Annotated in this window: 22 protein-coding genes; 6 read left to right on the plus strand and 16 right to left on the minus strand. The window is 73.0% G+C overall.

Translation table 11 applies throughout. The features are described from left to right. Positions 1 to 46 precede the first annotated feature (46 nt). From pheT to infC, 7 genes are all read right to left on the minus strand, one after another. Positions 47 to 2,563, minus strand: a complete 2,517-nt coding sequence (gene pheT / locus OG352_RS08235; protein WP_329215727.1) for a phenylalanine--tRNA ligase subunit beta — start codon at positions 2,561 to 2,563, stop codon at positions 47 to 49. After that, entirely contained in the window at positions 2,563 to 3,684 is a 1,122-nt protein-coding gene (gene pheS, locus OG352_RS08240) for a phenylalanine--tRNA ligase subunit alpha (RefSeq protein WP_329215728.1), read from the minus strand. The genes pheT and pheS overlap by 1 nt, the downstream gene beginning before the upstream one ends. A 139-nt stretch (positions 3,685 to 3,823) precedes the next feature. Beyond that, positions 3,824 to 4,939 carry a sensor histidine kinase gene (locus tag OG352_RS08245; RefSeq protein WP_329215729.1) on the minus strand — a complete coding sequence of 372 codons (1,116 nt, stop codon included), beginning with the start codon at positions 4,937 to 4,939 and terminating at the stop codon, positions 3,824 to 3,826. A gap of 52 nt (positions 4,940 to 4,991) precedes the next feature. Continuing rightward, entirely contained in the window at positions 4,992 to 5,846 is an 855-nt protein-coding gene (locus OG352_RS08250) for a TrmH family RNA methyltransferase (RefSeq protein WP_329215730.1), read from the minus strand. Positions 5,847 to 5,963: 117 nt separating this feature from the next. Next, positions 5,964 to 6,347, minus strand: coding sequence for a 50S ribosomal protein L20 (rplT, locus tag OG352_RS08255; protein WP_329215731.1), 384 nt, complete (start codon positions 6,345 to 6,347; stop codon positions 5,964 to 5,966). A gap of 111 nt (positions 6,348 to 6,458) precedes the next feature. Further along, a complete protein-coding gene (rpmI, locus tag OG352_RS08260; RefSeq protein ID WP_006374321.1) occupies positions 6,459 to 6,653 on the minus strand; it encodes a 50S ribosomal protein L35 in 195 nt (64 codons plus the stop codon). A gap of 107 nt (positions 6,654 to 6,760) precedes the next feature. After that, complete coding sequence (gene infC / locus OG352_RS08265; RefSeq protein WP_329223758.1) at positions 6,761 to 7,513, minus strand: translation initiation factor IF-3; 753 nt, start codon at positions 7,511 to 7,513, stop codon at positions 6,761 to 6,763. 396 nt (positions 7,514 to 7,909) lie between these two features. On the opposite strand from infC, the gene OG352_RS08270 reads away from it, so the two are divergent. Continuing rightward, positions 7,910 to 8,284 (plus strand): DUF1844 domain-containing protein, encoded by a 375-nt coding sequence (locus tag OG352_RS08270; RefSeq protein WP_329215732.1) that lies wholly within the window; start codon positions 7,910 to 7,912, stop codon positions 8,282 to 8,284. 21 nt (positions 8,285 to 8,305) lie between these two features. On the opposite strand, the gene OG352_RS08275 is transcribed toward OG352_RS08270, so the two are convergent. Continuing rightward, positions 8,306 to 9,085, minus strand: coding sequence for an SseB family protein (locus tag OG352_RS08275; RefSeq protein WP_329215733.1), 780 nt, complete (start codon positions 9,083 to 9,085; stop codon positions 8,306 to 8,308). Positions 9,086 to 9,236: 151 nt separating this feature from the next. Between OG352_RS08275 and OG352_RS08280 the strand changes: the two genes are divergently transcribed. Beyond that, complete coding sequence (locus OG352_RS08280) at positions 9,237 to 10,226, plus strand: serine hydrolase (RefSeq protein ID WP_329215734.1); 990 nt, start codon at positions 9,237 to 9,239, stop codon at positions 10,224 to 10,226. A gap of 23 nt (positions 10,227 to 10,249) precedes the next feature. On the opposite strand, the gene mycP is transcribed toward OG352_RS08280, so the two are convergent. After that, complete coding sequence (mycP, locus tag OG352_RS08285; RefSeq protein WP_329215735.1) at positions 10,250 to 11,470, minus strand: type VII secretion-associated serine protease mycosin; 1,221 nt, start codon at positions 11,468 to 11,470, stop codon at positions 10,250 to 10,252. Next, a complete protein-coding gene (locus OG352_RS08290) occupies positions 11,467 to 13,287 on the minus strand; it encodes a hypothetical protein (RefSeq protein ID WP_329215736.1) in 1,821 nt (606 codons plus the stop codon). The genes mycP and OG352_RS08290 overlap by 4 nt, the downstream gene beginning before the upstream one ends. Positions 13,288 to 14,001: 714 nt before the next feature. Here OG352_RS08290 and OG352_RS08295 point away from each other — a divergent pair. Next, positions 14,002 to 15,204 carry an amino acid deaminase/aldolase gene (locus OG352_RS08295; protein WP_329215737.1) on the plus strand — a complete coding sequence of 401 codons (1,203 nt, stop codon included), beginning with the start codon at positions 14,002 to 14,004 and terminating at the stop codon, positions 15,202 to 15,204. An 11-nt stretch (positions 15,205 to 15,215) separates the two neighbouring features. On the opposite strand, the gene OG352_RS08300 is transcribed toward OG352_RS08295, so the two are convergent. From OG352_RS08300 to OG352_RS08310, 3 genes are read right to left on the minus strand one after another with little or no spacing between them, the layout of a single operon-like run. After that, positions 15,216 to 16,007, minus strand: coding sequence for a 3-oxoacyl-ACP reductase (locus tag OG352_RS08300; protein WP_329215738.1), 792 nt, complete (start codon positions 16,005 to 16,007; stop codon positions 15,216 to 15,218). After that, positions 16,004 to 17,377, minus strand: a complete 1,374-nt coding sequence (locus OG352_RS08305; RefSeq protein WP_329223759.1) for an aldehyde dehydrogenase family protein — start codon at positions 17,375 to 17,377, stop codon at positions 16,004 to 16,006. Before OG352_RS08305 ends, OG352_RS08300 begins: the two co-directional genes overlap by 4 nt. A 29-nt stretch (positions 17,378 to 17,406) precedes the next feature. Beyond that, on the minus strand, positions 17,407 to 18,777 hold the full coding sequence (locus tag OG352_RS08310) for a glutamine synthetase family protein (RefSeq protein ID WP_329215739.1): 1,371 nt from the start codon (positions 18,775 to 18,777) through the stop codon (positions 17,407 to 17,409). Between the two features lie 75 nt (positions 18,778 to 18,852). Between OG352_RS08310 and OG352_RS08315 the strand changes: the two genes are divergently transcribed. Both OG352_RS08315 and OG352_RS08320 read left to right on the plus strand, forming a co-directional pair. Further along, complete coding sequence (locus tag OG352_RS08315) at positions 18,853 to 19,611, plus strand: FadR/GntR family transcriptional regulator (RefSeq protein ID WP_329215740.1); 759 nt, start codon at positions 18,853 to 18,855, stop codon at positions 19,609 to 19,611. A 43-nt stretch (positions 19,612 to 19,654) separates the two neighbouring features. Continuing rightward, positions 19,655 to 20,371: a gamma-glutamyl-gamma-aminobutyrate hydrolase family protein gene (locus tag OG352_RS08320; RefSeq protein WP_329215741.1), complete on the plus strand. Its 717-nt coding sequence runs from the start codon at positions 19,655 to 19,657 to the stop codon at positions 20,369 to 20,371. Positions 20,372 to 20,505: 134 nt separating this feature from the next. On the opposite strand, the gene OG352_RS08325 is transcribed toward OG352_RS08320, so the two are convergent. After that, positions 20,506 to 21,399: a LysR family transcriptional regulator gene (locus tag OG352_RS08325; RefSeq protein ID WP_329215742.1), complete on the minus strand. Its 894-nt coding sequence runs from the start codon at positions 21,397 to 21,399 to the stop codon at positions 20,506 to 20,508. Between the two features lie 160 nt (positions 21,400 to 21,559). On the opposite strand from OG352_RS08325, the gene OG352_RS08330 reads away from it, so the two are divergent. After that, positions 21,560 to 22,726 carry a TDT family transporter gene (locus OG352_RS08330; protein WP_329215743.1) on the plus strand — a complete coding sequence of 389 codons (1,167 nt, stop codon included), beginning with the start codon at positions 21,560 to 21,562 and terminating at the stop codon, positions 22,724 to 22,726. Here OG352_RS08330 and OG352_RS08335 read toward each other — a convergent pair. Both OG352_RS08335 and OG352_RS08340 read right to left on the minus strand, forming a co-directional pair. Beyond that, complete coding sequence (locus tag OG352_RS08335) at positions 22,638 to 23,357, minus strand: helical backbone metal receptor (protein ID WP_329215744.1); 720 nt, start codon at positions 23,355 to 23,357, stop codon at positions 22,638 to 22,640. The two genes, OG352_RS08330 and OG352_RS08335, sit on opposite strands and share 89 nt — an antisense overlap. After that, positions 23,357 to 23,983: a helix-turn-helix domain-containing protein gene (locus tag OG352_RS08340; RefSeq protein WP_329215745.1), complete on the minus strand. Its 627-nt coding sequence runs from the start codon at positions 23,981 to 23,983 to the stop codon at positions 23,357 to 23,359. The genes OG352_RS08335 and OG352_RS08340 overlap by 1 nt, the downstream gene beginning before the upstream one ends. Positions 23,984 to 24,302 lie beyond the last annotated feature (319 nt).

Below are 24,302 nucleotides of genomic sequence, written 5' to 3' on the forward strand. Positions count from 1 at the left end.
GGAACTGCGCGACCAGCCACAGCTCACCCGCACCCGGCGCACGACCTCAGCCCCGCAGAACCGCCCCCGTACGCTCGCCCGCGAGAGCAACCGCCGCATCGCGGGCCGCCGAGGCCTCGTCGACGGTCAGCGTCCGGTCCCCCGCGCGGAAGCGCAACGCGTACGCGAGCGACTTCCGCCCCTCACCGAGCTGGTCCGCGTTCACGTACACGTCGAACAGACGGATACCCTCCAGCAGTTCACCCGCGCCTTCGCGCAGCGCGGACTCGACCTCGGTGTGCGGCACGAACTGGTCGACGACGAGCGCGACGTCCTGCGTGGCCACCGGGAACGTGGAGATGCTCGGCGCCTGGGGCGTGTCGTCGCCGACCTGCTCCAGGACGTCGAGGTCCAGCTCCATCGCGGAGGTCCGCGCGGGCAGCCCCAGCGCCTTCAGCACCCGCGGGTGCAGCTCACCGGCATGGCCGACGACCCGCTCCGCACCGTCGACGACCACGACCAGCTCGGCGCAGCGACCGGGGTGCCACGGCCCGTACTGCCCGCCCCGGACGACCAGTTCGGCGCCGGCCTCGCGGGCGACGGCCCGGGCCGACTCGACCGCGTCGGCCCAGTCCGCCGGGCGGCCCTTGCCCCACCAGCCGGCCTGCTCGCGGGCGCCCGCGAGGACGACGGCGACATGGCGCGGCTGCTCGGGGAGCACGGCGTCGAGCGCGGCGATCTCCGCGCCGGTCGGACGGCGGTCGACCGGAAGGTGGCCGGCGACACCGGCCGCCTGCTCGCGCGGGTGGAAGACGAGCCCGGTCTCGAACAGCGCCAGATCGTGGCTGCCCCGCCCGTCGTTGCGCCGCAGGGCACCGAGCAGGCCCGGCAGCAGCGACGTACGGAGCGCGGGCTCCTCGTCGTTGAGCGGGTTGGTGAGCTTGACGACACGGCGGGCCGGGTCGTCGGCGTCCAGCCCGAGCTGGTCGAAGACCTGCTCGCTGATGAACGGGTAGTTCGGGGCCTCGACGTAGCCGGCCCCGGCCAGGGCGCGGCCGACGCGGCGGTGCAGGCGCTGGCGGTGGGTGAGGCCGCGGCCCGAGGGGGGCTTGGGCAGCGTGGAGGGCAGGTTCTCGTAGCCCTCCAGCCGGATGACCTCCTCCGCGAGGTCGTTGACCTCGGCGAGGTCGGGCCGCCAGGACGGGACGGTGACGACGAGCTCGTCCTGCCCGTACACGTCGCAGCCGATCTCCTGGAGGCGGCGTACGACGGTCTCACGGCCGTAGACGACGCCCGCGACCTTGTCCGGGTGGTCGGCCGGGACGCTGATCGTGTGCGGGGCGGACGGGGCGACGACCTCCGTGACGCCCGCGTCGGCCGTGCCGCCCGCGAGGAGGACCAGCAGGTCGACCGTGCGCTGCGCGGCGGCCGCCGCGGCGGCCGGGTCGACGCCGCGCTCGAAGCGGCGGGACGCCTCGGAGGACAGCTTGTGGCGACGGGCCGTCCGCGCGATCGCCACCGCGTCGAAGTGGGCGGCCTCGATGACCACGTCGGTCGTCGCGTTCGCCACGTCGGTGTGGTCGGCGATCTCGGTGTTGGCGCCGCCCATGACACCGGCGAGGCCGATGGGACCGCGCTCGTCGGTGATCACCAGGTCCTCGGCGTGCAGCTTGCGCGTCACCCCGTCGAGGGTGACGATCTGCTCGCCCTCCCCGGCCCGGCGCACGCCGATGGTGCCCTGGACCAGGCCGCGGTCGTAGGCGTGCAGCGGCTGGCCGACCTCCGTCATCACGTAGTTGGTGACGTCGACGGCGAGCGAGATCGGGCGCATGCCGACCTTCTGCAGCCGCCGCTGGAGCCAGATCGGGGAGCGCGCCTCGGGGCTCAGACCGGTGACGGTGCGGGCGGTGAAGCGGTCGCAGCCGGCCGGGTCGGAGACCTGCACCGGGTAGCCGAAGGCGTTCGGGGCCGGTACGTCGAGGAGGGCGGGGTCGCGCAGCGGGATGCCGTAGCCGATGGCCAGCTCGCGGGCGATGCCGCGGATGGACAGGCAGTCGCCGCGGTTGGCGGTGACGGCGATGTCCAGCACCTCGTCGACCAGTTCCAGCAGCTCGATGGCGTCCTTGCCGACCTCGGTCTCGGGCGGCAGCACGATGATGCCGTGGCTGCCGTCGTCGCCCATGCCCAGCTCGTCGCCGGAGCAGATCATGCCGTGGGACGTCTTGCCGTACGTCTTGCGCGCGGCGATCGCGAAGTCGCCGGGGAGGACGGCGCCCGGGAGGACGACGACGACCTTGTCGCCGACGGCGAAGTTGCGGGCGCCGCAGACGATCTCCTGCGGCTCGCCGGTGCCGTTGGCAGTGCCGACGTCGACCGTGCAGAAGCGGATCGGCTTCTTGAAGCCCTCCAGCTCCTCGATGGTCAGCACCCGGCCCACGACGAGCGGGCCCTTGAGGCCGGCGCCGAGCTGCTCGACGGTCTCGACCTCGAGGCCGGCCGACACCAGCTTGGCCTGCACGTCACGGCCGGTCTCGGTGGCGGGGAGGTCGACGTACTCCCGCAGCCAGGAAAGCGGGACCCGCATCAGATCTCCATCCCGAACGGCCGGGTGAACCGGACGTCACCCTCGACCATGTCTCGCATGTCTTCGACGTTGTGGCGGAACATCAGCATCCGCTCGATCCCGAACCCGAAGGCGAACCCGCTGTACTTCTCCGGGTCGACGCCGCAGGCGGTCAGCACCTTGGGGTTGACCATGCCGCAGCCGCCCAGCTCGATCCAGCCCTCGCTGGAGCAGGTGCGGCAGGGCCGGTCGGGGTTGCCGACGGACTCGCCGCGGCAGACGTAGCACACCATGTCCATCTCGGCGGACGGCTCGGTGAAGGGGAAGAAGTTCGGCCGCAGCCGCGTCTTCATGCCCGCGCCGAACAGCGACTGGACCATGTGGTCCAGGGTGCCCTTGAGGTCGGACATGGTCAGGCCCTCGTCGATCGCGAGCAGCTCGACCTGGTGGAAGACCGGGGTGTGCGTGGCGTCCAGCTCGTCCGTGCGGTACACGCGGCCGGGGCAGATCACGTACACCGGCAGCTCGCGCTCCAGCAGGGAGCGGATCTGGACCGGCGAGGTGTGGGTGCGCAGCACGACACCGGACTCGGTGCCGCCCTGGGGGCCCTGCACGAAGAAGGTGTCGGCCTCGCCGCGGGCCGGGTGGTCCGGGCCGATGTTGAGGGCGTCGAAGTTGAACCACTCGGCCTCGGCCTGCGGGCCCTCGGCGACCTCGTAGCCCATGGCCACGAAGACGTCCTCGATGCGCTCCGACAGCGTGGTGAGCGGGTGGCGGGCGCCGGCCGGCACGCGGTCGTGGGGCAGCGTGACGTCCACCGCCTCCTCGACCAGGACGCGCTGGTCCCGCTCGGCCTCCAGCTCCTCCTGGCGGACGGCGAGGGCCTTGTTCACCGCGCCCCGGGCCTGGCCGACCGTCTTGCCGGCGGCGGCCTTGGCCTGCGGGGGCAGGGCGCCGATCTCGCGGTTGGCGAGGGCCAGCGGGGAGGCGCCGCCGGTGTGGGCGACCTTGGCCTCCTGGAGGGCGTCGAGGGAGTCCGCGGCGGCGAAGGCGGCGAGCGCCTCGTCCCGCATGCGCTCGATCTCTTCCGGTTTCAAGGCCTCGACCTCTACCGGGTCGTACGACTTATTCGGTGCCGACATCTCTTCCCGTGCTTCCGATTAGCTGGCTGAAGGTCCCCGTCACCGACTCACGCAGAGGTCAGAGGGCCGTCCATGGGACACAAAGGTGCCAAAGGCCGAGTCTAACGGGGTGGAGGTATACGGATGCGCCCGCGGGCACTCAGGTCAGGTAGGCCGGAGTGCTCACGGGCAACGTAAACCGGAACTCGGCGCCGCCGCCGGGGGCGCGGCCGACCGTGATGGTGCCGCCGTGGACTTCGACGATGCCCTTGACGATGTACAGCCCGAGGCCCGTGCCGCCGCGCTTGCTGCCCCGCCAGAAGCGGGTGAAGACGCGGTTCATGGACTCCTCCGGGATGCCGGCGCCCTCGTCGCTCACGGTGACCGACGTGCCGGTGTCCTCCCCTTCCCGGGGGGACGCGGCGGGCGTGATGTCGATCGTGACGGTTCCCTCGCCGTGGCGCACCGCATTTTCGATCAGGTTGCTGAGGACCTGGTCGACCTTGTCGGGGTCGGCCCACAGGGCGGGCAGCGGCTGCTCGACGCGGAGCAGGAACCGGTCGGCGGGCTGTCCGGCGGCCACGTAGGCCTGGATGTGGCGTCCTACGGCCGCGCCTATGTCGACGGGCTGGCGGCGTACTTCCAGCCGTCCGCTGTCGATCCGCGAGATGTCCAGCAGTTCGGCGATGAGCCGGGTGACGCGGTCCGCGTCGGCGTCGACGGTCTCCAGCATCAGCCGCTTCTGGTCGTCGGTGAACCGCGACCACTTGGCGAGCAGGGTGGCGGTGAAGCCCTTGACGGAGGTGAGGGGCGAGCGCAGCTCGTGGGCGACGACGGCGATCAGCTCGGCGTGGCTGCGTTCGGTGCGGCGGCGGGCCTCGGTGTCGCGGAGGGAGACGACCACCCGGCGGACGGGGCCGGTGGGTTCGGCGCGCAGGTACCGGACGGTGACGAGCACCTCGCGTCCGCCCGGCAGCAGCAGGTTGCGCTCGGGCTGGCCGACGCGGATGGCGAGGCCGCCGTAGGGGTCGGTCAGTTGCCACCAGCGGCGGCCTTCGAGGTCCTCTAATGGCAGGGCCTTGTCGAGGGGCTGTCCGAGGGCGTCCTCGGCGGGGATGGTGGTGATGCGCCGGGCGGCGGCGTTGAAGCAGATCACGTGCCCGTGCTCGTCGGCGACGACCAGTCCGTCGGGCAGGTCGTCGGGGTCGATGCCGAGTCCGGTGAGGTCACCGGCGGGTCGGGCCGCTCCCGGTGCGCTGCTCGTGCCGACACTCATCCCCGTACCTCACCTCCCGTCCTCCCGGAAGAGGCCCCCCGAGCACGTCACCCTACTCGCTCTCGGTGACAGAGCGGCACCCTCCGGAGGCGCGCTGTGCACGGGCCGACGCATACAGACATACGGCGGCGGCGGTCGCCAGGTTCAGGCTCTCGGCCTTCCCGTGGATCGGGACGCGCACGACGGCGTCCGCGAGGTCCCGGGTCTCCTCCGGCAGGCCCCAGGCCTCGTTGCCGAACACCCAGGCGGTGGGCCCGCCCATCGTCTCCTTGTCGAGCTCGTCGTCGAGGTCGTCCTCCCCCGCGCCGTCGGCGGCGAGGATCCGCACACCGGCGTCCCGCAGCCCCGCCACGGCCTGTTCGACGGGGACCCCGACGGCGACGGGCAGGTGGAACAGCGACCCGACGGAGGCGCGGACGGCCTTGGGGTTGTACAGGTCGACGGAGGCGTCGGTGAGGACGACGGCGTCGGCCCCGGCGGCGTCGGCGCACCGCAGGACGGTGCCGGCGTTCCCGGGGTCGCGCACATGGGCCAGTACGGCGACGAGCCTCGGCCGGGCGGCGAGGATGGCCTCGAACGGCGTGTCCAGGAACCGGCAGATGGCGACGAGTCCCTGCGGGGTGACGGTGGTGGAGATGTCCTCGATGACCTGCTCGTCGGCGAGATGGACCCGGGCGCCCGCGCCTCGCGCCTCGCCGATGATGTCGGCGTACCGCTCCGCGGCCTCGACGGTGGCGAACAGTTCCACGAGCGTGTCCCCGCCGTGCCCCGCCGCCTCCCGCACGGCCTGCGGCCCCTCCGCGAGAAACAGCCGCTCCTTACCCCGGAAGTTCCGCTTGGCGAGCCGCCGGGCGGCGACGACGCGGGGAGAACGAGGGGAGATCAGCTCGGGGGTGGCGGAGGTCATGGGCGGTTCGCTTTCACCAGTCACTCGGGTACAGACACTCGGGTACGGACACAACAGGACCCGCAGGTCTTGAAACCTGCGGGTCCTCAGTCACGTCGGCTCAGAGCCGGCGCAGCGTCACGCGGCCTTCGGCGCGTTCACGTCCGCCGGGAGGGCCTTCTGCGCGGCCTCGACGAGCGCGGCGAACGCGGTGGCGTCGTTCACGGCCAGCTCGGCCAGGATCTTGCGGTCGACCTCGATGTTCGCGGCCTTCAGACCCTGGATGAGGCGGTTGTAGGTCATGCCGTTCTGGCGGGCCGCAGCGTTGATGCGCTGGATCCACAGCTGACGGAAGTCGCCCTTGCGCTTCTTGCGGTCGTTGTAGTTGTAGACCAGCGAGTGGGTGACCTGCTCCTTGGCCTTGCGGTACAGGCGCGAACGCTGACCGCGGTAGCCGGAGGCCGCCTCGAGGATCGCCCGGCGCTTCTTGTGGGCGTTTACTGCCCGCTTGACGCGTGCCACTTTTTAACTCCTTGTAGCGGGGCCGTGGTTGTCGTCACACGACCCGGAATCGATGGGGTCCCGGTCCAGACGTACGGCGCGCGGTGATCAAGGGATCAGGCGCCGCGAACGTCACTTGCCGAGAAGCTTCTTGATCTTCGCGGCGTCGCCCGGGGCCATCTCGGCGGTGCCGGTGAGGCGGCGCGTCACGCGGGACGACTTGTGCTCGAGCAGGTGGCGCTTGCCGGCGCGCTCACGGAGCACCTTGCCGGAGCCGGTGATCTTGAAGCGCTTGCTGGCACCGCTGTGCGACTTGTTCTTCGGCATAGCGCCGTTCTCTCCTCGTCGGTGGCGTTCCGGTGCCCGGCCGTGAAACCGGGCACGATGGAACGTCGCTTGTATCGGTTGGGTCCTCGGGACTCGCGTCCCTCGGATCACGCCTCGGCGGAAGCCTGCTGGGCAGGGGCCTCGACATCGTGTGCTTCGACGTCGTGTGCTTCGACGTCGTGCGCTTCGACGTCTTCGTCGACGTCGTCCGCTTCGAGATCGTCATCGAAGTCGGTCTCGGCGTTCACGGCGTCGGCGTCCGCGGCGTTCTGCGAGCGGCCGGGGTTGGCCTTCGCCTCGGCCTTGCGGGCCTCCTGCGCCTGCCGGGCCTCGGCCATCGCCTCGGTCTTCTTCTTGTGCGGACCGAGAACCATGATCATGTTCCGGCCGTCCTGCTTCGGGTTCGACTCGATGAACCCGAGATCCTGGACATCTTCCGCGAGACGCTGCAGCAGTCGGTATCCCAGCTCGGGACGGGACTGCTCACGACCGCGGAACATGATCGTGATCTTGACCTTGTCGCCCTGCTTGAGGAACCGGACGACGTGACCCTTTTTGGTGTCGTAGTCGTGCGGGTCGATCTTCGGCCGGAGCTTCATCTCCTTGATGACCGTGTGCGCCTGGTTCTTGCGCGCTTCACGGGCCTTCATGGCCGACTCGTACTTGAACTTGCCGTAGTCCATGAGCTTGCAGACCGGCGGGCGGGCGGTCGCCGCGACCTCGACCAGGTCCAGGTCGTACTCCTGCGCAAGCTCCAGTGCCTTGGCCAGGGGGACGATGCCCACCTGCTCGCCACTGGGACCGACAAGTCGCACCTCGGGAACGCGAATCCGGTCGTTGATGCGGGGCTCGGCGCTGATGGATCCTCCTCGATAGCACCACGCGGCGGTCTGGCGGACGGCCGCGTAACGTCTGTGTTCGTTAGGCTTATAACCACGCCGAAGCACAAAAAATGCCCCGAACGATCACATGCGGGGCTCCAAGCACTACCGGAGCACCGCCGCGAGGATCGCGGGGCGCACTACCGGGCGACTCCATCGTCCGTACGGAACGATGGTGGCCGCCTGACCGGGGTGACCCGCCGTCCGTGAGGACAGTCGGGTGGGAGCTCGGAAACTCCACTTGTGGGCCGGGCCCGCCGTGCTGGGGCGCACGCGTGTCCGACCGGTCGTTACACGAGATTAGCAGCCTGCGCCAGGAACGGCGAATCGAGCCTCGGTACGGAGCTTGTCCGCCCTGCGCCTATCGTGTCCTGCATGAGTGACACCTCCCCCGCCGGCTCCGCCGAGACCCCCGGCCCCGACTTCGACGAGATGACCCGCGACATCGCCGAGGTCCCCGCCGTCGAGGTGATCGTGACGGTCGCCGTCAACCTGATGAGCGCCGCGGCCGTGAAACTCGGGCTGACGGAGGAGGGCGACAAGTACAAGGACCTGGACGAGGCCCGCAAGCTGGTGCACGCCCTCGCCGGGCTGCTCGACGCGAGCACGACCGAGATCAGCTCCTTCCACGCGGCCCCGCTGCGCGACGGCCTGAAGTCGCTCCAGCTCGCGTTCCGCGAGGCGTCCCTCGTCCGGGACGAGCCGGGTCAGGGCCCGGGCGAGAAGTACACCGGCCCGATCTACGGCTAGCCGGCACGGTGATCGTGTAGCTCAACCTCTCACGTACAGGGGCTCGCCCGGAGGCGTCGTCCCGGCCGGCAGCAGTGCCAGGTCGAGGCCGCGCACCAGGCGGGCCCTCAGTGTTTCGTCGGCGGCGAGCCGCCGGGCCACGGCCCGGGCGGCCTCGGCGGGGACGGCGGCCGGGTCGAGGACGAGGGCGAGGGTGCCGTCGGCCTGCCCGGGGCCGAGGTGGGCGGTGACGACGTCGGGTTCGGCGGCCACCGCGTCCCGGACCGCGCCCCGGACCGCCGGATCGGCGAGCGGGTCGGTCGTCGTACGGCCCTCGGCGAGCGCCAGCAGCGCGGGCCCGGTCAGTTCGAAGGCCACCGGTCCGGCCAGGTCGAGGAGGACGGTGTCCGCCTTCTCGTGCGCGGCGGCCCGCAGCGCCTGGTGCAGGGGTACGGCGACGGGGCGGGCCTCGGGGTCCCAGCGGGCGAGGGAGTCGGTGGACGTGAAGGCGGGCAGCGCGGTGCGGGCGCCCGCCTTGAGGGTGGGAACGGCCATGTCGCTGGTCTTCTCGCGGCGCAGCCCGCCCTCCCGTCTCCCACCACCACCCTTCCAAGGAGCTTCGCGCCCCTCCTCACCGTCCTCCTCGACCTCGCCGAGCACGGCGACCACCGGGACGAGGAGCCGGGCGCCCTTGAGGGCTGCCAGGACGGGTCCGACGGCGGTGCGGTCCTTGGCCCAGGCGGCGAGGGCCGCGGTCAGCCGGGGGTCGGCGGAGCCGTCGTCGTCGGAGAAGCCGGGGTCGGGAATGTTCTTGTTCGCCACGGTCGTCGACCTTATCGGGGGGATGCCGCCGGGGTTGTGCGGGGCCCGAAAACGCGGTGGTCACCGCTCTCACGGGATTCTCAGTCTCCCCTGACACGCCTCTCACGTCCGTCCAACGGGGTGCACAGCCGCCGCCCCGAGCATCGGCGGCATGGAGTCTTCCAGAGCACGTCGCGGCCGTCGCGCTCGTCCCTCCCGGCGCCGTCCGCTGCTGCACATCGCGCTCGCCACGGTGGCCGTGCTGGGTGCGACGGCGGGCGGGACCGTTTATGTGAAGGCACAGGCGCACTCGGGTACGGGAGCCGTATCGTCGGCCTCCGCGACGCCGTCGGCGTCCGGGTCGGGGAACGGGGAGGTGTCGGTGGAGTCCGTGGCGGCGCCCGGGACGGATCATGACGCGCTGCTGGCGTCGGCGGTGAAGTCGGTGACCGTGCCGGCGGGGGTGGCCGTGTCCGTGGCCGTGCTCGACGTGGACTCCGGCGGCGGTGCCACGTACGGCGAGGGCGTCTTCGACACGGCGAGCATCGTCAAGGTGGACATCCTGGCGACGCTGCTGCTCCAGGCGCAGGACGCGGACCGTCGTCTCACCGCGGCCGAGCAGGCGTACGCCACCGCGATGATCGAGAACAGCGACAACGACTCGGCGTCGGCGCTGTGGCGGACCATCGGGAAGGCGGCGGGTCTGCACGCGGCGAACGAGCGGTTCGGGCTGACGGACACCGAGGGCGGCGACGACATGCTGTGGGGGCTGACCCAGACCACGGCCGCCGACCAACTCGTCCTGCTCCAGCAGGTGTTCGGGGACGACTCGGAGTTGAGCGAGGCGTCGCGGGCGTACCTCCAGGGGCTGATGGGGCAGATCGCCGTCGGACAGCAGTGGGGTGTCTCGGCCGCGGCCGAGGGGGCTTCGTGGGCGCTGAAGAACGGCTGGCTGCCGCGGAGCACGACCGGGCTGTGGGACATCAACAGCATCGGGCGGGTGACCGTCGACGGCCACGACTACCTGGTCGCCGCGCTGTCGAACGGCAACGCGACGCAGGCGGCGGGGATCTCGCTGGTCGAGTCGGTGGCCGAGGCGGCGGTGTCGGCGTTCACGTCGGCTTCGACGGCCAGGTCTGCTTCGGCGTCCGCCGCCGAGTAGCGGGACCGGCCGCGAACCGTGCGCTAGAAGACCTCGTGCGACGCGCGGGCCGCGTGCGGGTCGCGTGTGCGGCGGCCTCGCCACAGGACGACCGCCGTCACCAGCAGCACTCCCCCGGCGCCGCCGGCGAGCAGTCCCGCCCAGCTCGACGTGTCGTCGTCCGTCTTCGGCTGGTCCGGGCCGGAGCCGAAGTAGCGCTCGCCGGAGGCCGCGGACTGCACGCCCTGCGGCTTGAGGCCGGCGGCGGCCTTGATCGCGGCGGCCGGGTCGATGAAGCCGTAGCCGCGGGAGTCGTCGCGGCCGTCGGCGGGGGCGTTGCGGGCGGTGTCCTCCAGGAGCTTCTTGATCTGCGCGGGGGTCAGCCCGGGGTGAGCGGCCTTGACGAGGGCCACGGCGCCCGAGACGAAGGCGGAGGCGGCCGACGTCCCCCAGCCTTGGTAGTACTTGTGGTCCGGGTCGGCGATGACGACGTCGACGCCGGGCGCGCTGACCGTGGCGTACCAGCGGCGGGTGGAGAACGAGGCGCGGGTGCCGTAGCGGTCGACGGCGGTCGCGGCGATGACGCCCGGGTAGGCGGCCGGGTAGGAGATGTGGTCGCCCTTCTCGCCGCCGTTGCCGGCCGAGGCGACGACGACCGAGCCCTTCTTCAGCGCGTACTGGACGGCCTCGTCCTCGGCGGGCTCGGGGTGGGCGGAGGCGGAGTCGTCGCCGAGGGAGAGGTTGATGACGTCGGCGCCCTGGTCGGCGGCCCAGCGGATGCCTTCGGCGAGGGCGTTGCCGCGGGTGTTGCGGGCCTTGGTGCGCTGCGGGTCGCCGTCCTCCAGGATCACCCGGACGGGCAGGATCTTCGCCTCCGGGGCGATGCCGATGACTCCGTCGTCGTTGTCGTAACCGTGGCCGTGACCGGCGATGATGCCGGCCATCGCGGTGCCGTGGCGGGCCCAGGCGCGATCGCCGGGCACGGCCCCGAAGCCGACCATGTCCTTGCCGGCGAGGACGTTGCCGTCGAGGTCGGGGTGGTCGGCCTCGACGCCGGTGTCCAGGACGGCGACGGTGACGCCCCGGCCCTTGGTGGTCCGCCAGACCTCCTGCGTGTGCAGGGCGTCCAGGGCCCACTGCTGGCTGCGGATGCTGTCGGCGTAGGCGGTGGTGGGCGGCACGAGGGCGACAGTGGCGGCGAGGAGGCAGCCCAGGAGCCCGCCCCTGCGGGCCGTACGGGTCGCCCGGGTCGTGCGGGGGCTCATGAGGGATGCTCCGAGGGCGTGACGACGGTCTTGCGCAGGCCGCGCTCGACGCGGTCGGCGAGGCCCTGTGCCTCGTTGCCGAGGCCGGCCTGGGCGGGGGCCGTGGTGGCGCCGGTCGCGGTGGCCGCCGGGGCGGGCTGCGGGGTGTCGACGTCCCGGCCGTCGGCCCAGCCGGAGACGGCGTAGACGACGACGGGTGCGTCGGTGAGGACGGAGACCGTCCACGCGGCGCGCTGTTTGTCGCCGAAGGCGGCGGCGACGGTGTCCTTCGCGGCGTACGGGCGGGGCATCAGGTCCGCGCGCTGTGCCAGGCCCTCCTTCGCGAAGCGGCTGTCGAGCGAGCGCATGGCGGTGGCGTCGGCCTTCGTGAACAGCAGGCCGACGGTGGTCACGTAGCTCTGGGTGGCGTCGGTGTAGGTGGCTCGCAGGAGCCGGGTGCAGCCGACGGGGGCGAGGACCTGCTCCAGCAGCGGGTCGAAGGCGTCGGCGCAGCCGCTGTCCGGGGCGACGGCGATCCGCGTCCAGGTGCGGTCGGCGCCGCCCGGCCCGGCGCCCTGTCCGTCGACCGTGGGCGGGAAGAGCTGGTCGACGGGCACGTTGTGCCACAGGCCGCCGGCGGTGACGTAGGTGCTGCGTTCGCCGGTGTCCTCCGAGTCCCCGACGAGCCAACTGCCGGTGACGGCACCACCGATGAGCCCCAGTCCGAGGACGACACAGGCGGCGGCCGCGGCGGTGCGGCCCCGGCGGCCGAAGCGGCCCCGGTACCCCTCGGGCCGGGCGAACGTCACCACGGGGCGCATGGCGCCGGGGGTGGCGCGGGTGCCGCCGGGGGCCACGGGGGCGCTCCAGGAGAGGGCCGGGTCGGGTCCGCTCGGCACGTCCGGGGCGACGTCGGGCCGCCGCGGCGTCTCGGGCGCGGTGGGCTCGGCCGGCCCGACGAAGTCGGGCTGCCGCACGGCCGCGCCAGGGCTCCAGGCCGCCCAGCCGTCCGCCTCCGGCGCGCTCTGCCGTTCGCCGCTCCCGGCACTCCCCGCCTCCGCCTCCTGCCGCTGCGGCCCGGGCGCGGGCACCCAACTCCGCGGCAGCGGCGACCAGCCACTGTCGGCAACGGAGGCGGACCCGCCGTCCGAGCCGAGAGGCCGGGAGGGGGCAGCCGCGGCACCACCGGAACGGACGTCGTCCGAGGCTGCGGGGCGAGGAATGTCCGAACCCGAGACGTCCGGGGCGGCGGCACGGGAGGGGGGCGCGCCCAAGGGACGGGAGGCGGCCGAGGCGGCTGGACCCGAAGCGTCCGGAGCGGCGGCGCGGGAAGGGGGCGCGCCGAAGAAGCCGGAGTCCGTCGTGGCGGCGGGAGCCTGGGGACCGGCCGAGGAGGCGGGCGGGTCGGCGGGGCGGGGTGCCGGCCTGGTGACGCGGGGCGCTCGGCGGAAGTCGCGGGGTGGGGCGGAGCGGGGGACGTTGGGTTGGGCGGACGGGCGCGATTCGGCTCGCGCGGGCGTCCCCGTGTCGCCGCCGCGCGGGGGTGAGGCAGGCCGGGCCGGCTGTGGCGGGGTGTCCGGGAAGCGGGCCGACGCGGGCGGCGGGGGCTGGGTCATGGCGTCCGTGTGCTGGGCCCGCGGGTCGGCGAAGCGGGGGGCGGTGCGGGGGATGGGGGGAACCGTGTCCGAGGCGGCGCGAAAGCCGTCCCCGGCCGCGCCTTCACCCCCGGCGACCGGCGCCCCCGCCGGGGACGCGGTCGCCCGGCGCGCGGCCTGCGGCTCGGCCGGCCCTGCGGCGGCCGCGCGCGGGGCCTCCGGCTGAGCCGGACCAGAAGTCATCCGGCGGGACTCCTGCTGCCCGGCCGGGCCCGTAGCCGCCCTACGCGTGGCCTCCTGCCCCGCCGTGCCAGCGGATACCGGGCGGGCAGTTCCGCCCACCGCCGGACCGACGGACGACCAACGCCCAGGCTCCCCCTCCGCCGGGCCGGAAGTCACCCGGCCCGCGGGCTCCCGCTTCGCGGGGCCGGTGGTCCACCAGCTTCCCGGGCCCCGCTGCTCCAGTCCCGGGGCCGCACGTCGGGTGGGTTCCGCCTCGCCCGGGGCCGCTCGGCGGGTGGGCTGTGCCTCGCCCGGGGGCGACGGGGGCGGGGGCTCCTGCTGTGCCTCGGCGGTGGGTGCCTGACCCCAGTGGTCCTGCTCCGCCTCGTTCGTGGCTGTTGCGGGTGGGGTTGTGGGGCGTGGGGGTGTGGTCGGGCGTGGGGGGATCGAGGCGCGGCGTGCTTCTGTGCTCATGCACCCCCCGTTTCCTCGTGCCCGGGCCGTCGTTCTCGTACGCGGGCCGACGTGCGGTTGCCCGGTGATCTGTTCAGGGCACGCATACCCGCACGGGCGGACCGGCATCCCGACGCGGCTGCCCGGCCGGAGCCGTCCTGCGTGCGTGCGCGTCACTCTACGGCTTCTCGCTGGGCAAACGGGAACCAGTCCGCACCCCCCGGGGCTTCTGCCCGGAACGTCCCCCTACCCTGCGGTAATCCTGTCTGGCAGGCTTCGTTCATGACTGCGCGCGCCGCCGACCGGGCCCGTTACGACCGGGCCACCGAGCATCTCGACGCCCCACTCGCGATCGTCGACCTGGAGGCATTCGACGCCAACGCGGCGGATCTCGTCCGCCGGGCCGGCGGCAAGCCGATCCGGGTGGCGAGCAAGTCCGTGCGCTGCCGAACGCTCTTGGAGCGCGTCCTCGCGAAGGACGGCTTCGCGGGCATCATGTCGTTCACCCTCGCCGAGTCCCTGTGGCTCGCGCGGTCCGGGTTCGAGGACATCCTGCTCGCCTACCCCTCCGCCGACCGCACCGCCTTCGCGGAACTCGCCGCCGACCCCAAGCTCGCCGCCGCCGTCACCGTCATGGTCGACGACGTCGCGCAGCTCGACCTCATCGACTCCGCACGGGCCGGCGGCAGCGAAGTCGTCCGTGTCTGCCTGGAGTTGGACACCTCGCTGAAGCTGCTCGGCGGCCGGCTCCGGGTCGGCGCGCTGCGCTCGCCGCTGCACTCCCCCGCCCAGGTCGCCGACGTGGCGCGGGCGGTGGCCCGGCGGCCGGGGTTCCAGCTCGTGGGGATCATGGCCTACGAGGGTCACATCGCCGGGGTCGGCGACGCCCTCGCCGGGCGGCCCTTCCGGTCCCGGGCGATCCGGCTGATGCAGGCCACCGCCCGCCGTGAACTCGCCGAGCGGCGCGCCGCCGTGGTGCGTGCGGTGCGGGCCGTCGTACCGGATCTGGAGTACGTCAACGGCGGCGGCACCGGCAGTGTGCAGCACACCGCCGCCGAGGACGCGGTCACGGAGATCGCGGCCGGGTCTGGGCTGTACGTGCCGCGTCTCTTCGACAACTACACGTCGTTCAGCGGGCGTCCGGCCGCCCTGTTCGCCCAGCCCGTCGTACGGCGGCCGGGGGTCGGGATCGTGACGGTCCTCGGCGGCGGTTACCCGGCGTCCGGCGCTGCCGGACCCGACCGGCTGCCGGTGCCGTACCTCCCGGAGGGGCTGCGTTACGACCCCCAGGAGGGCCCCGGCGAGGTGCAGACGCCGCTCATCGGCTCGCCCGCCGACGATCTGCTGATCGGCGACAGGGTGTGGTTCCGGCACGCGAAGGCCGGTGAGCTGTGCGAGCGGTTCGACGTGCTGCACCTCGTCGAGGGGGACAGGGTCACGGCGACCGTGCCCACCTACCGGGGTGAGGGCCACACGTTCCTGTAGAGCGAGCGGGCCTACAGCGGGGTGACGTACGCCCCGGAGATCCCGCCGTCCACCAGGAAGTCGCTGGCGTTGACGAACGAGGAGTCGTCGCTGGCCAGGAAGGCGACGGCGGCGGCGATCTCCTCGGCCTCGGCGAACCGGCCGACGGGGATGTGGACCAGCCGGCGGGCCGCCCGCTCGGGGTCCGTGGCGAACAGCTCCTGGAGGAGCGGGGTGTTGACCGGCCCGGGGCAGAGGGCGTTCACGCGGATGCCCTCCCGCGCGAACTGCACGCCCAGCTCACGGGACATGGCCAGCACCCCGCCCTTGGACGCCGTGTACGAGATCTGGGACGTGGCCGCGCCCATCCGCGCCACGAACGACGCCGTGTTGATGATCGACCCCTTGCCCTGGCGCCGCATGTAGGGGATGGCGGCCTTGCAACACAGGTAGACGGAGGTCAGGTTGACCTCCTGGACGCGCTTCCAGGCCTCGAGGCCGGTCTCCAGGATGGAGTCGTCGTCGGGCGGCGAGATGCCCGCGTTGTTGAAGGCGATGTCGACGCTGCCGTAGGTGTCGTAGGCCGTCTTGAACAGCGCTTCGACCTGCTCGGGGTCGGTGACGTCGACCTTCACAAAGGTCCCGCCGATCTCGGCGGCGGCGGCCTTGCCGCGGGTCTCGTCGACGTCGCCGCAGACGACGTGCGCGCCCTCGGAGGCGAGCCGGCGCGCGGTGGCGAGGCCGATGCCGCTGCCGGCGCCGGTGATGACGGCCGTCCGGCCGACGAGGCGGCGGCAGACGATGTCAGGGGTCTGAGCGGTCACTGTGCGGGGCCCTCCGTGCTGATGAAGACGTTCTTGGTTTCGGTGAAGGCGGTCAGGGCGTCCGGGCCCAGCTCACGGCCGACGCCGGACTGTTTGAAGCCGCCGAAGGGCGTCCAATAGCGGACGCTGGAGTGGGAGTTGACGGACAGGTTCCCGGCGCGCACGGCCTGCGAGACGCGCAGGGCGCGGCCGATGTCGCGGGTCCAGATGGAGCCGGAGAGGCCGTAGGGGGTGTCGTTGGCGAGCCGGATCGCGTCCGCCTCGTCGATGAAGGGCAGCAGGACGGCCACGGGTCCGAAGATCTCCTCGCGGGCCGCGCCGGAGTCGGGCGCGGCGCCGGTGAGGACGGTCGGCGGGAACCAGAAGCCGGGGCCGTCGGGGGCCGTTCCGCGCAGGGCCTGGGCGTCGTCCGGCACGAACGACCGTACGCGGTCCACCTGTTGGCGGGAGATCAGCGGGCCCATCTGCGTCGCCTCGTCGGCCGGATCGCCGACCACGACAGCGGACAGCTCCCTGGCGAGGTGCTCGGCGACCTCGTCGTACACCGACTCCTGGACGAGGATCCGGGTGCGGGCGCAGCAGTCCTGGCCGGAGTTGTCCAGGAAGGAGAAGGGGTCGACGGCGGTCTTCAGGTCGGCGTCCGCGAAGACGACGTTGGGGCTCTTGCCGCCGAGTTCCAGGGTGACCGGTTTGACCTGCCGGGCGCAGCGTTCCATGACCTCGCGGCCGGTGCGGGTGGAGCCGGTGAACACGATCTTCGCGACGCCGGGGTGGTCGACGAGCGCGCGTCCGGTGACCGCGCCGTAGCCGGGGAGGACGTGGAACAGGCCCTCGGGGAGGCCTGCCTCCAGGGCGAGTTCGGCCAGGCGCAGGGCGGTGAGCGGGGTGGTCTCGGCGGGCTTGAGGAGGACCGCGTTGCCGGCGGCGAGGGCCGGGAAGGAGCCCCAGGCGGCGATCGGCATCGGGAAGTTCCAGGGGGCGATCACGCCGACCACGCCGAGGGGCTCGTGGAAGGTGACGTCCCAGCCGCCGGCGACGGGGATCTGCCTGCCGAGGAGCCGTTCGACGCCACCGGCCGCGTAGAGCAGCAGGTCGCGGGCGTTGCCGGCCTCCCAGCGGGCGTTGCCGAGGAGGTGACCGGCCTCCCGGACCTCCAGCCGGGCCAGTTCCTCCAGGTGCGCGTCGACGACGTCGGCGAAGCGGCGCAGTTGGCGGGCGCGGTCGGCGGGCGGGAGCGCGGCCCACTTCGCCTGCGCCCCGGCGGCGCGTACGACGGCCGCGTCCACGTCGGCCTCGGTGGCGGCGGGGACGGTCGCGACGACCTCTTCCGTCGCGGGATTGAGGACGGTCAGCTCATCCTCGACGGTCAGCTCATGCTCGTACGGCAACGAAGGACCTTTCACAGACGTTCGAAGGAGCGGCGCAGCTCCCAGTCGGTGACCGCGGCGTCGAAGGCCTCCAGCTCGACGCGGGCCATGTTGCTGTAGTGCGCGACGACCTCCTCGCCGAAGGCGGCCAGCGCGATCGGGCTGTTCGCCCACAGCTCGGCGGCCTCGCGGAGCGTGGTGGGGACGTGCGCGTAGTCGGCGGTGTAGGCGTTTCCGGAGCAGGCCTCGGGCAGCTCCAGTTTCTGTTCGATGCCGTACAGCCCGGCCGCGACCAGTCCGGCGACCGCGAGGTGGGGGTTGACGTCGCCGCCGGGCAGCCGGTTCTCGAAGCGCATCGAGCGGCCGTGGCCGACGACCCGCAGCGAGCAGGTGCGGTTGTCGTGCCCCCAGGCGACGGCGGTCGGGGCGAAGGAGCCCGGCTGGAACCGCTTGTAGGAGTTGATGTTGGGGGCGTAGAGGAGGGAGAAGTCGCGCAGGGCTGCCAGTTGTCCGGCGAGGAAGTGGCGCATGACGTCGGACATGCCGTCCGCGTCGGCGGGGGTGCCGGCCATGACGTTGGTGCCGTCGGCGTCGGTGAGGGAGAGGTGGATGTGGCAGGAGTTGCCCTCGCGCTCGTTGTACTTCGCCATGAAGGTCAGCGAGACGCCCTCCTGCGCGGCGATCTCCTTGGCGCCGGTCTTGTAGATCGCGTGCTGGTCGCAGGTGACCAGGGCCTCGTCGTAGCGGAAGACGATCTCGTGCTGGCCGGGGTTGCACTCGCCCTTGGCGGACTCGACGGTGAGGCCGGCGCCGGCCATCTCGTTGCGGATGCGGCGCAGCAGCGGCTCGACCCGTCCGGTCCCGAGGACCGAGTAGTCGACGTTGTACTGGTTGACCGGGGTGAGGCCGCGGTAGTTCGCGTCCCAGGCGGCCTCGTAGCTGTCCTTGAAGACGATGAACTCCAGCTCGGTGCCGACCTGGGCGGTGAAGCCGTGCTCGGCGAGGCGCTCCAGTTGGCGGCGCAGGATCTGGCGCGGGGCGGCGACCACGGGCGAGCCGTCGCTCCAGGCGAGGTCGGCGACCAGCATGGCCGTACCGGCGTTCCAGGGCACGCGGCGCAGGGTGGAGAGGTCGGGGTGCATGGCGAAGTCACCGTAGCCGCGCTCCCAGGAGGACATGGCGTACCCGTCGACGGTGTTCATCTCCGTGTCGACGGCCAGCAGGTAGTTGCAGCCCTCGGTGCCGTGCCGGAGGACCTCGGCGAGGAAGAATCCGGCGGCGAACCGCTTGCCCTGGAGCCGCCCTTGCATGTCGGGGAACGCCAGGACGACAGTGTCGATCTCACCGCTCGCGACGAGGGCGTGCAGTTCCTCGACGCTGAGCGGGGGTGTGCGGTCTGACACTGGAGGGCCTCCTCAGGCTTCCGGGGACCATAAGGTATTGCGGAGAACCATTGCTTGGGAAGGGGGCACGGCCAGATGTCGGTGGACGCGGACGGCACACCGGACGGCGGACCGGGCGGCACACCGGACGACCGGCTGACGCCGGTACTGCGGCCGGTGCGGGCCGGGAACGGCTTCGAGGAGGCGCTGGAGCAGATCCTCCAGGTCGTCCGGCTGGGTCTGGTGCCGGGCGGCGAACGGCTGCCGGCCGAGCGGGATCTCGCGGAGCGGCTCGGGATCAGCCGGGTGACGCTGCGCGAGGTGCTGAAGGTGCTCCAGGACCAGGGGCTGGTCGAGTCGCGCCGGGGGCGTTACGGCGGCACGTTCGTGCTGCCGCGCGCGGACGCCGGCGGCGAGGACGAGCTGCGGCGGCGGATCGCCGAGGTCGACGTCGAGGACGTGCTGCGCTTCCGCGAGGTGCTGGAGGTGGGCGCGGCGGGCCTGTGCGCGACGCACGGGCTCGACCGCGAACAGGCGGAGCGCCTGCGCGAAGCCCTCGCCCGCACCGAGGACGCGCCGCTCACCGACTACCGGCGCCTGGACACGATGCTCCACCTCACCCTGGCCGAGCTGTGCGGCTCACCGTCGCTGACCGCGCGGTACGCGGCGGTACGGGCCACGGTGAACGACCTGCTCGACTGCATCCCGCTCCTCGTGCGCAACCTGGAGCACTCGCAGCGCCAGCACATCGCGCTGGTGGAAGCGGTGCTGGACGGCGACTCGGACGGCGCGCGGGAGATGATGCGGGAGCACTGCGCGGGGACGGCGGCCCTGCTCAGGGGCTTCCTGACGTGAGACAAAGGTATGCGAGCAGTCCATTGAAGGCCGGGGAGGCGACATGGCGGGCAGGACGGGTGTCACGGACGCGAGGAGCGGCAGGCCGCTGATCGGCGTCAGTACGTACCTGGAGTCCAGGACGCGCTGGGGCGTGTGGGAGCTGGAGGCGGCCCTGCTGCCCGCCGGGTACCCGCGGCTCGTGCAGCGGGCCGGCGGACTGGCCGCGCTGCTCCCGCCGGACGCGCCCGAGCAGGCGGCGGGAGCCGTGGCCCGCCTCGACGGCCTGGTGATCGCGGGCGGCCCCGACGTCGACCCGGTCCGCTACGGCGCCGAGCGCGACCCGCGCACCGGGCCGCCGGCGCGGGAGCGGGACGCGTGGGAGCTGGCCCTGATCCAGGCGGCGCTGGCGGCGGACGTCCCGCTGCTGGGCATCTGCCGGGGCATGCAGTTGCTGAACATCGCCCTCGGCGGCACCATGACGCAGCACATCGACGGCCACACCGGGGGCGTCGGCATCGTCGGACACCACTCGGTCAAGCCGGTCCCGGGCACGCTGTACGGCGGGCTCGTCGACGAGGAGACCTCCGTGCCGACCTATCACCACCAGGCGGTGGACCGCCTCGGCGCGGGCCTGATCCCGTCGGCATACGCGGCGGACGGCACCGTGGAAGCCGTCGAACTGCCGTCGGCGGGCGGCTGGGTGCTGGGGGTCCAGTGGCACCCGGAGATGGCGGAGGACGTACGGGTGATGCGCGCGTTGGTCGAAGCGGCGGGGTAGAGCGGCGGGGTAGACCAGAAGCACCGGCCGGCGTCTTTCAGCCCGTCCGGCGATTGAGGACGAGGCCCCTTAAGGGCCGACAGCGGGGGTCTGGGGGCGCGGCCCCCAGCGGACGGGACGGGACCGGCCGCCCCCTACCCCCGCGTCAGCGACAACAGCTCCCGCGCAGGCCCCGCAGGGCGATGCCCCGTCGGCCACACCGCGCGCAGGTCGCGCGCCAGCGCGACCCCCTCGACCGGTATCGAGACCAACCGCCGCAGCGCCAACTCCTCGCCGACCGCCAGTTCGCTCAGCACCGCCGGCCCCGCCCCGCTCACCGCCGCCGCCTTCACCGCCGTCGTCGAGGACAGCTCGATCAGCGGCCGGGCCAGACCGCCCAGCGCCGTGTCGAGAACCTGACGCGTCCCGGACCCCTCCTCCCGCAGGATCAGCGGCGTCGACGCCAACTCGGCCGCGGGCAGCGGGCGTCGGCGCCGGGCCCACGGGTGGCCGGGGGCGACGACGACGATGAGGTGGTCGTGGGCTATCACGGTGGAGTCGAGGCCGGGCGGCACCGTGAGCCCCTCCACGAAGCCGAGGTCCGCCTCCCCTGACAGCAACCGCTCGGCGACGGCCGCCGAGTTGCCCGCGAGCAGCGACACCGCCGTGTCCGGCCGCCCGGCGCGCAGCGCGAGCAGCCAGCCTGGCAGCAGGTACTCGGCGATGGTCATGCTGGCCGCCACCCGCAGCCGTGAGTCCCGCCGGTCCCGCAGCGCCTGCGCCCCCGCGTCGAACGCCTGCGCCGCCTCGACGATCCGCCGCGCCCAGTCCGTGACCAGCGCGCCTGCGTCCGTGAGCCGGGAGCCGCGCGGGGAGCGGTCCACCAGGGCCACGCCGAGCTGGCGTTCCATGGACCGGATCCGGCTGCTCGCCGCCGGCTGCGTGATGCCCAGCTCGCGCGCCGCCGCACCCAGGCTGCCCAGCCGGGCCACGCCCAGCAGCAGCTCCAGCGCCCCGAGATCCGGGACACGGTGCGCGATCGAACCCATCGGGCCTGTCGAAACCGTCGTACCCGTCGATCCCGTCGTACCCGTCGTACCCGTTCCTGCGCCCGCGGGCTGTTCCTCCACACTCCCCATAAGCCCAGCTTATGTCCCCATAGAGACATCCTCCCTGGTCGCGGGCGGGCGACCGGGCGACGGTGGAGTCATGGTCACCGCCGTCCAGCCCCTGTACGCCCTTCCCCGCCCGCGCGCCGTCGCCGTCCGTCACCTCGGGCCGAACTGGTACGCGACGGTGATGGGCACCGCGATCCTCGCCACGGCGGGAGCCGCGCTCCCGGTCCGGCTGCCGGGGCTGCGGACGCTCTGCGCCGCCTTCTGGGCGCTCTCCCTCGCCCTCCTGCTGGCCCTGCTCGCCGCCCGCGCCCTGCACTGGCGCCACCACCGCGACCAGGCCCGCGCCCACCTCCGCGACCCGGCGACGGCCCCGTTCTACGGCTGTCTGGCCATGGCGCTGCTCGCCGTCGGGGGCGGCGCGGTGACCGTCGGCCGGGACTGGATCGGCATCCGCGCCGCGGTCGCGCTCGACGCCGTGCTGTTCGGCGCCGGGACGCTCGTCGCGCTCACGGCCGCCGTCGCCGTCCCGTATCTGATGGCCGTCCGCCACCGGGTGGAGGCCGCCCAGGCCACGCCGGTGTGGCTGCTGCCGCTCGTCGCGCCCATGGTGTCCGCGGCGCTCGGGCCGCTGCTGGTGCCGTATCTGCCGGCCGGGCAGCCGCGGCAGACCCTGCTGCTGGCGTGCTTCGCGCTGTTCGGGCTGAGTCTGCTCGCCACGCTCATGATGCTGCCGGTGGTGTTCGGGCGGCTGGTGACCGGCGCGCCGCTGCCCCTCGTCCTCACCCCGACCCTGTTCCTCCTCCTGGGCCCGCTCGGGCAGTCCACCACCGCCGTCGGGAAGTTCGCGGAGGTCGCTCCCGGGGTCGTGCCCGGCCCGGACGCGCGCGGCTTCGCCGTCCTCGCCGTGCTGTACGGGGTGCCCGTCCTGGGCTTCGCGCTGCTCTGGCTGTGTCTGGCCGGGGCGCACGTGCTGCGGGCCCGCCGGCACGGGATGGGCTTCGCGATGACGTGGTGGGCGTTCACCTTCCCGGTCGGCACCTGTGTGACCGGGGCGGCGGCGCTGGCCCGGCACACCGGGCTGGCCGTCTACCAGGTGCTGGCCTGCGCGCTGTACGTCGTCCTCGTCGCCGCCTGGACGGTCGTCGCCGGGCACACCGTGCGCGGGCTGCTCAGCGGCGGGCTGCTCGCAGCGCCTCGCCCAGCGCCTTCGGCGCCTCGGCGAGCGACGGGCCGTACCACGTCAGGTGCCGTCCGCTGACGAGCGCGCAGGGCAGGCCGGGGAAGGCCTCCGGGCCGTCGTCGGCGGTGAAGCGGTAGGGCTCGTCCGGGAGGACGACCAGGTCCGGGGCAGCCGCCCGCAGCTCGTCGACCGGGACCCTCGGATAGCGCTCGGGGTGCCCGGCGTACAGGTGGTCGACGCCCAGCCGGGCCAGCACGTCCCCGGCGAACGTGTCCCGGCCCAGCACCATCCACGGGCGACGCCAGATCGGTACGACGGCCGTGCGGCGCTCCTCGAAGACGGGCAGCGCGGCCCACGCCTCCTCCGCGTCCACCAGCCAGCCCGGCAGGGCCGGCGCCCCGCACGCCCGGAGCACCCGCGCCAGTTCCCGGAAGGCCTGCGGGACGTCCCGGACCTCCGTCACCAGCACCTCGACGCCCGCGGCGCGCAGCGCGGCCAGGTCCGGTTCCCGGTTCTCCTCCTCGTTGGCGATCACCAGGTCGGGGGCGAGGGCGACGATCCGGTCGACGTCGGGGTTCTTGGTTCCGCCGATCCGGGTGACGTCGAGGTCCGCCGGGTGGGTACACCAGTCGGTGGCGCCGACCAGGGCGCCGGGCACGGAGGTGGCCACCGCCTCGGTGAGCGACGGGACCAGCGAGACGACCCTCACTAGCGCCTGCGCCCCCGGTCACGGTCGCGGACCGCCTCGATGTGCTCGGCCACGGCGACGACGACCAGCCGGGTGTCCGGCACAGTCGCCCGCCAGCGGTGACGGACCCCGCCGGTGAGGTACAGGGTGTCGCCGCGGCCCAGACGGTAGGCGCGGCCCTCCGCCTCGATCTCCACGGCGCCGTCGGCGACGTACATCAACTGGTCGTTGCGGTACTGGAATTCACGGCCGGCGTCGTGGTCGCCGGTGAACTCGGAGGCGTGCATCTGGTGGTGACCGCGCACCAGGGAACGCGAGCGCGGCTCCGGATCCGGCCCCGCACCCGCGCCGTGGCCGCTGCTCTGGCCGGTGCCCTGGCCCGGCTCGGTGACGTCGGCGCGTACGACGTCCACGCTGCACGCCGGGTCGGCGGCGGCGAGGAGTTCGACGGCCGTGGTGCGCAGGGCGTCGGCGACCTTCTCCAGGGAACTGGTGCTGGGCCGCGCGCGCTCGTTCTCGACCTGGCTCAGGAACGGGACGGACAGGCCGCTGCGCTCGGCCACGACGGCGAGGGTGAGCTGCAGGGACCGGCGTCGGCGCCGCACGGCCGCGCCCACCCGCAGGGGCTGTTCTTTGTGGTCGCCCATAGCCCGGCTCCCTCCTTCGCTCGTCGTACCGTTTGCGTCGTCGCGTCGTGACCGTCGCGTCCTCTGATACTTCCTCTGATGAGTTGTCTGCACCCTACGCATGTTCGGCAAACCGTTTCATGTGCCCGTCACATCGAGGACACACGGCGTAACGCCCGACCTCACAGTTCGCGCCAGATGAACCGGCCCCGGACCCGCGGAGCGGACAGCCGTCCAGCCGTTTTCCGGTTCAATGCGCGAACGGCCGCCAGTGTTCCCGCTCGTCCCCGGCTTCGCGGTCCTTCGGCCCGGGGATGGGCATGGCTCTCTGTGGTTGGCC

Source organism: Streptomyces sp. NBC_01485 (assembly GCF_036227125.1).
In the GTDB taxonomy this organism is placed as follows: domain Bacteria; phylum Actinomycetota; class Actinomycetes; order Streptomycetales; family Streptomycetaceae; genus Streptomyces.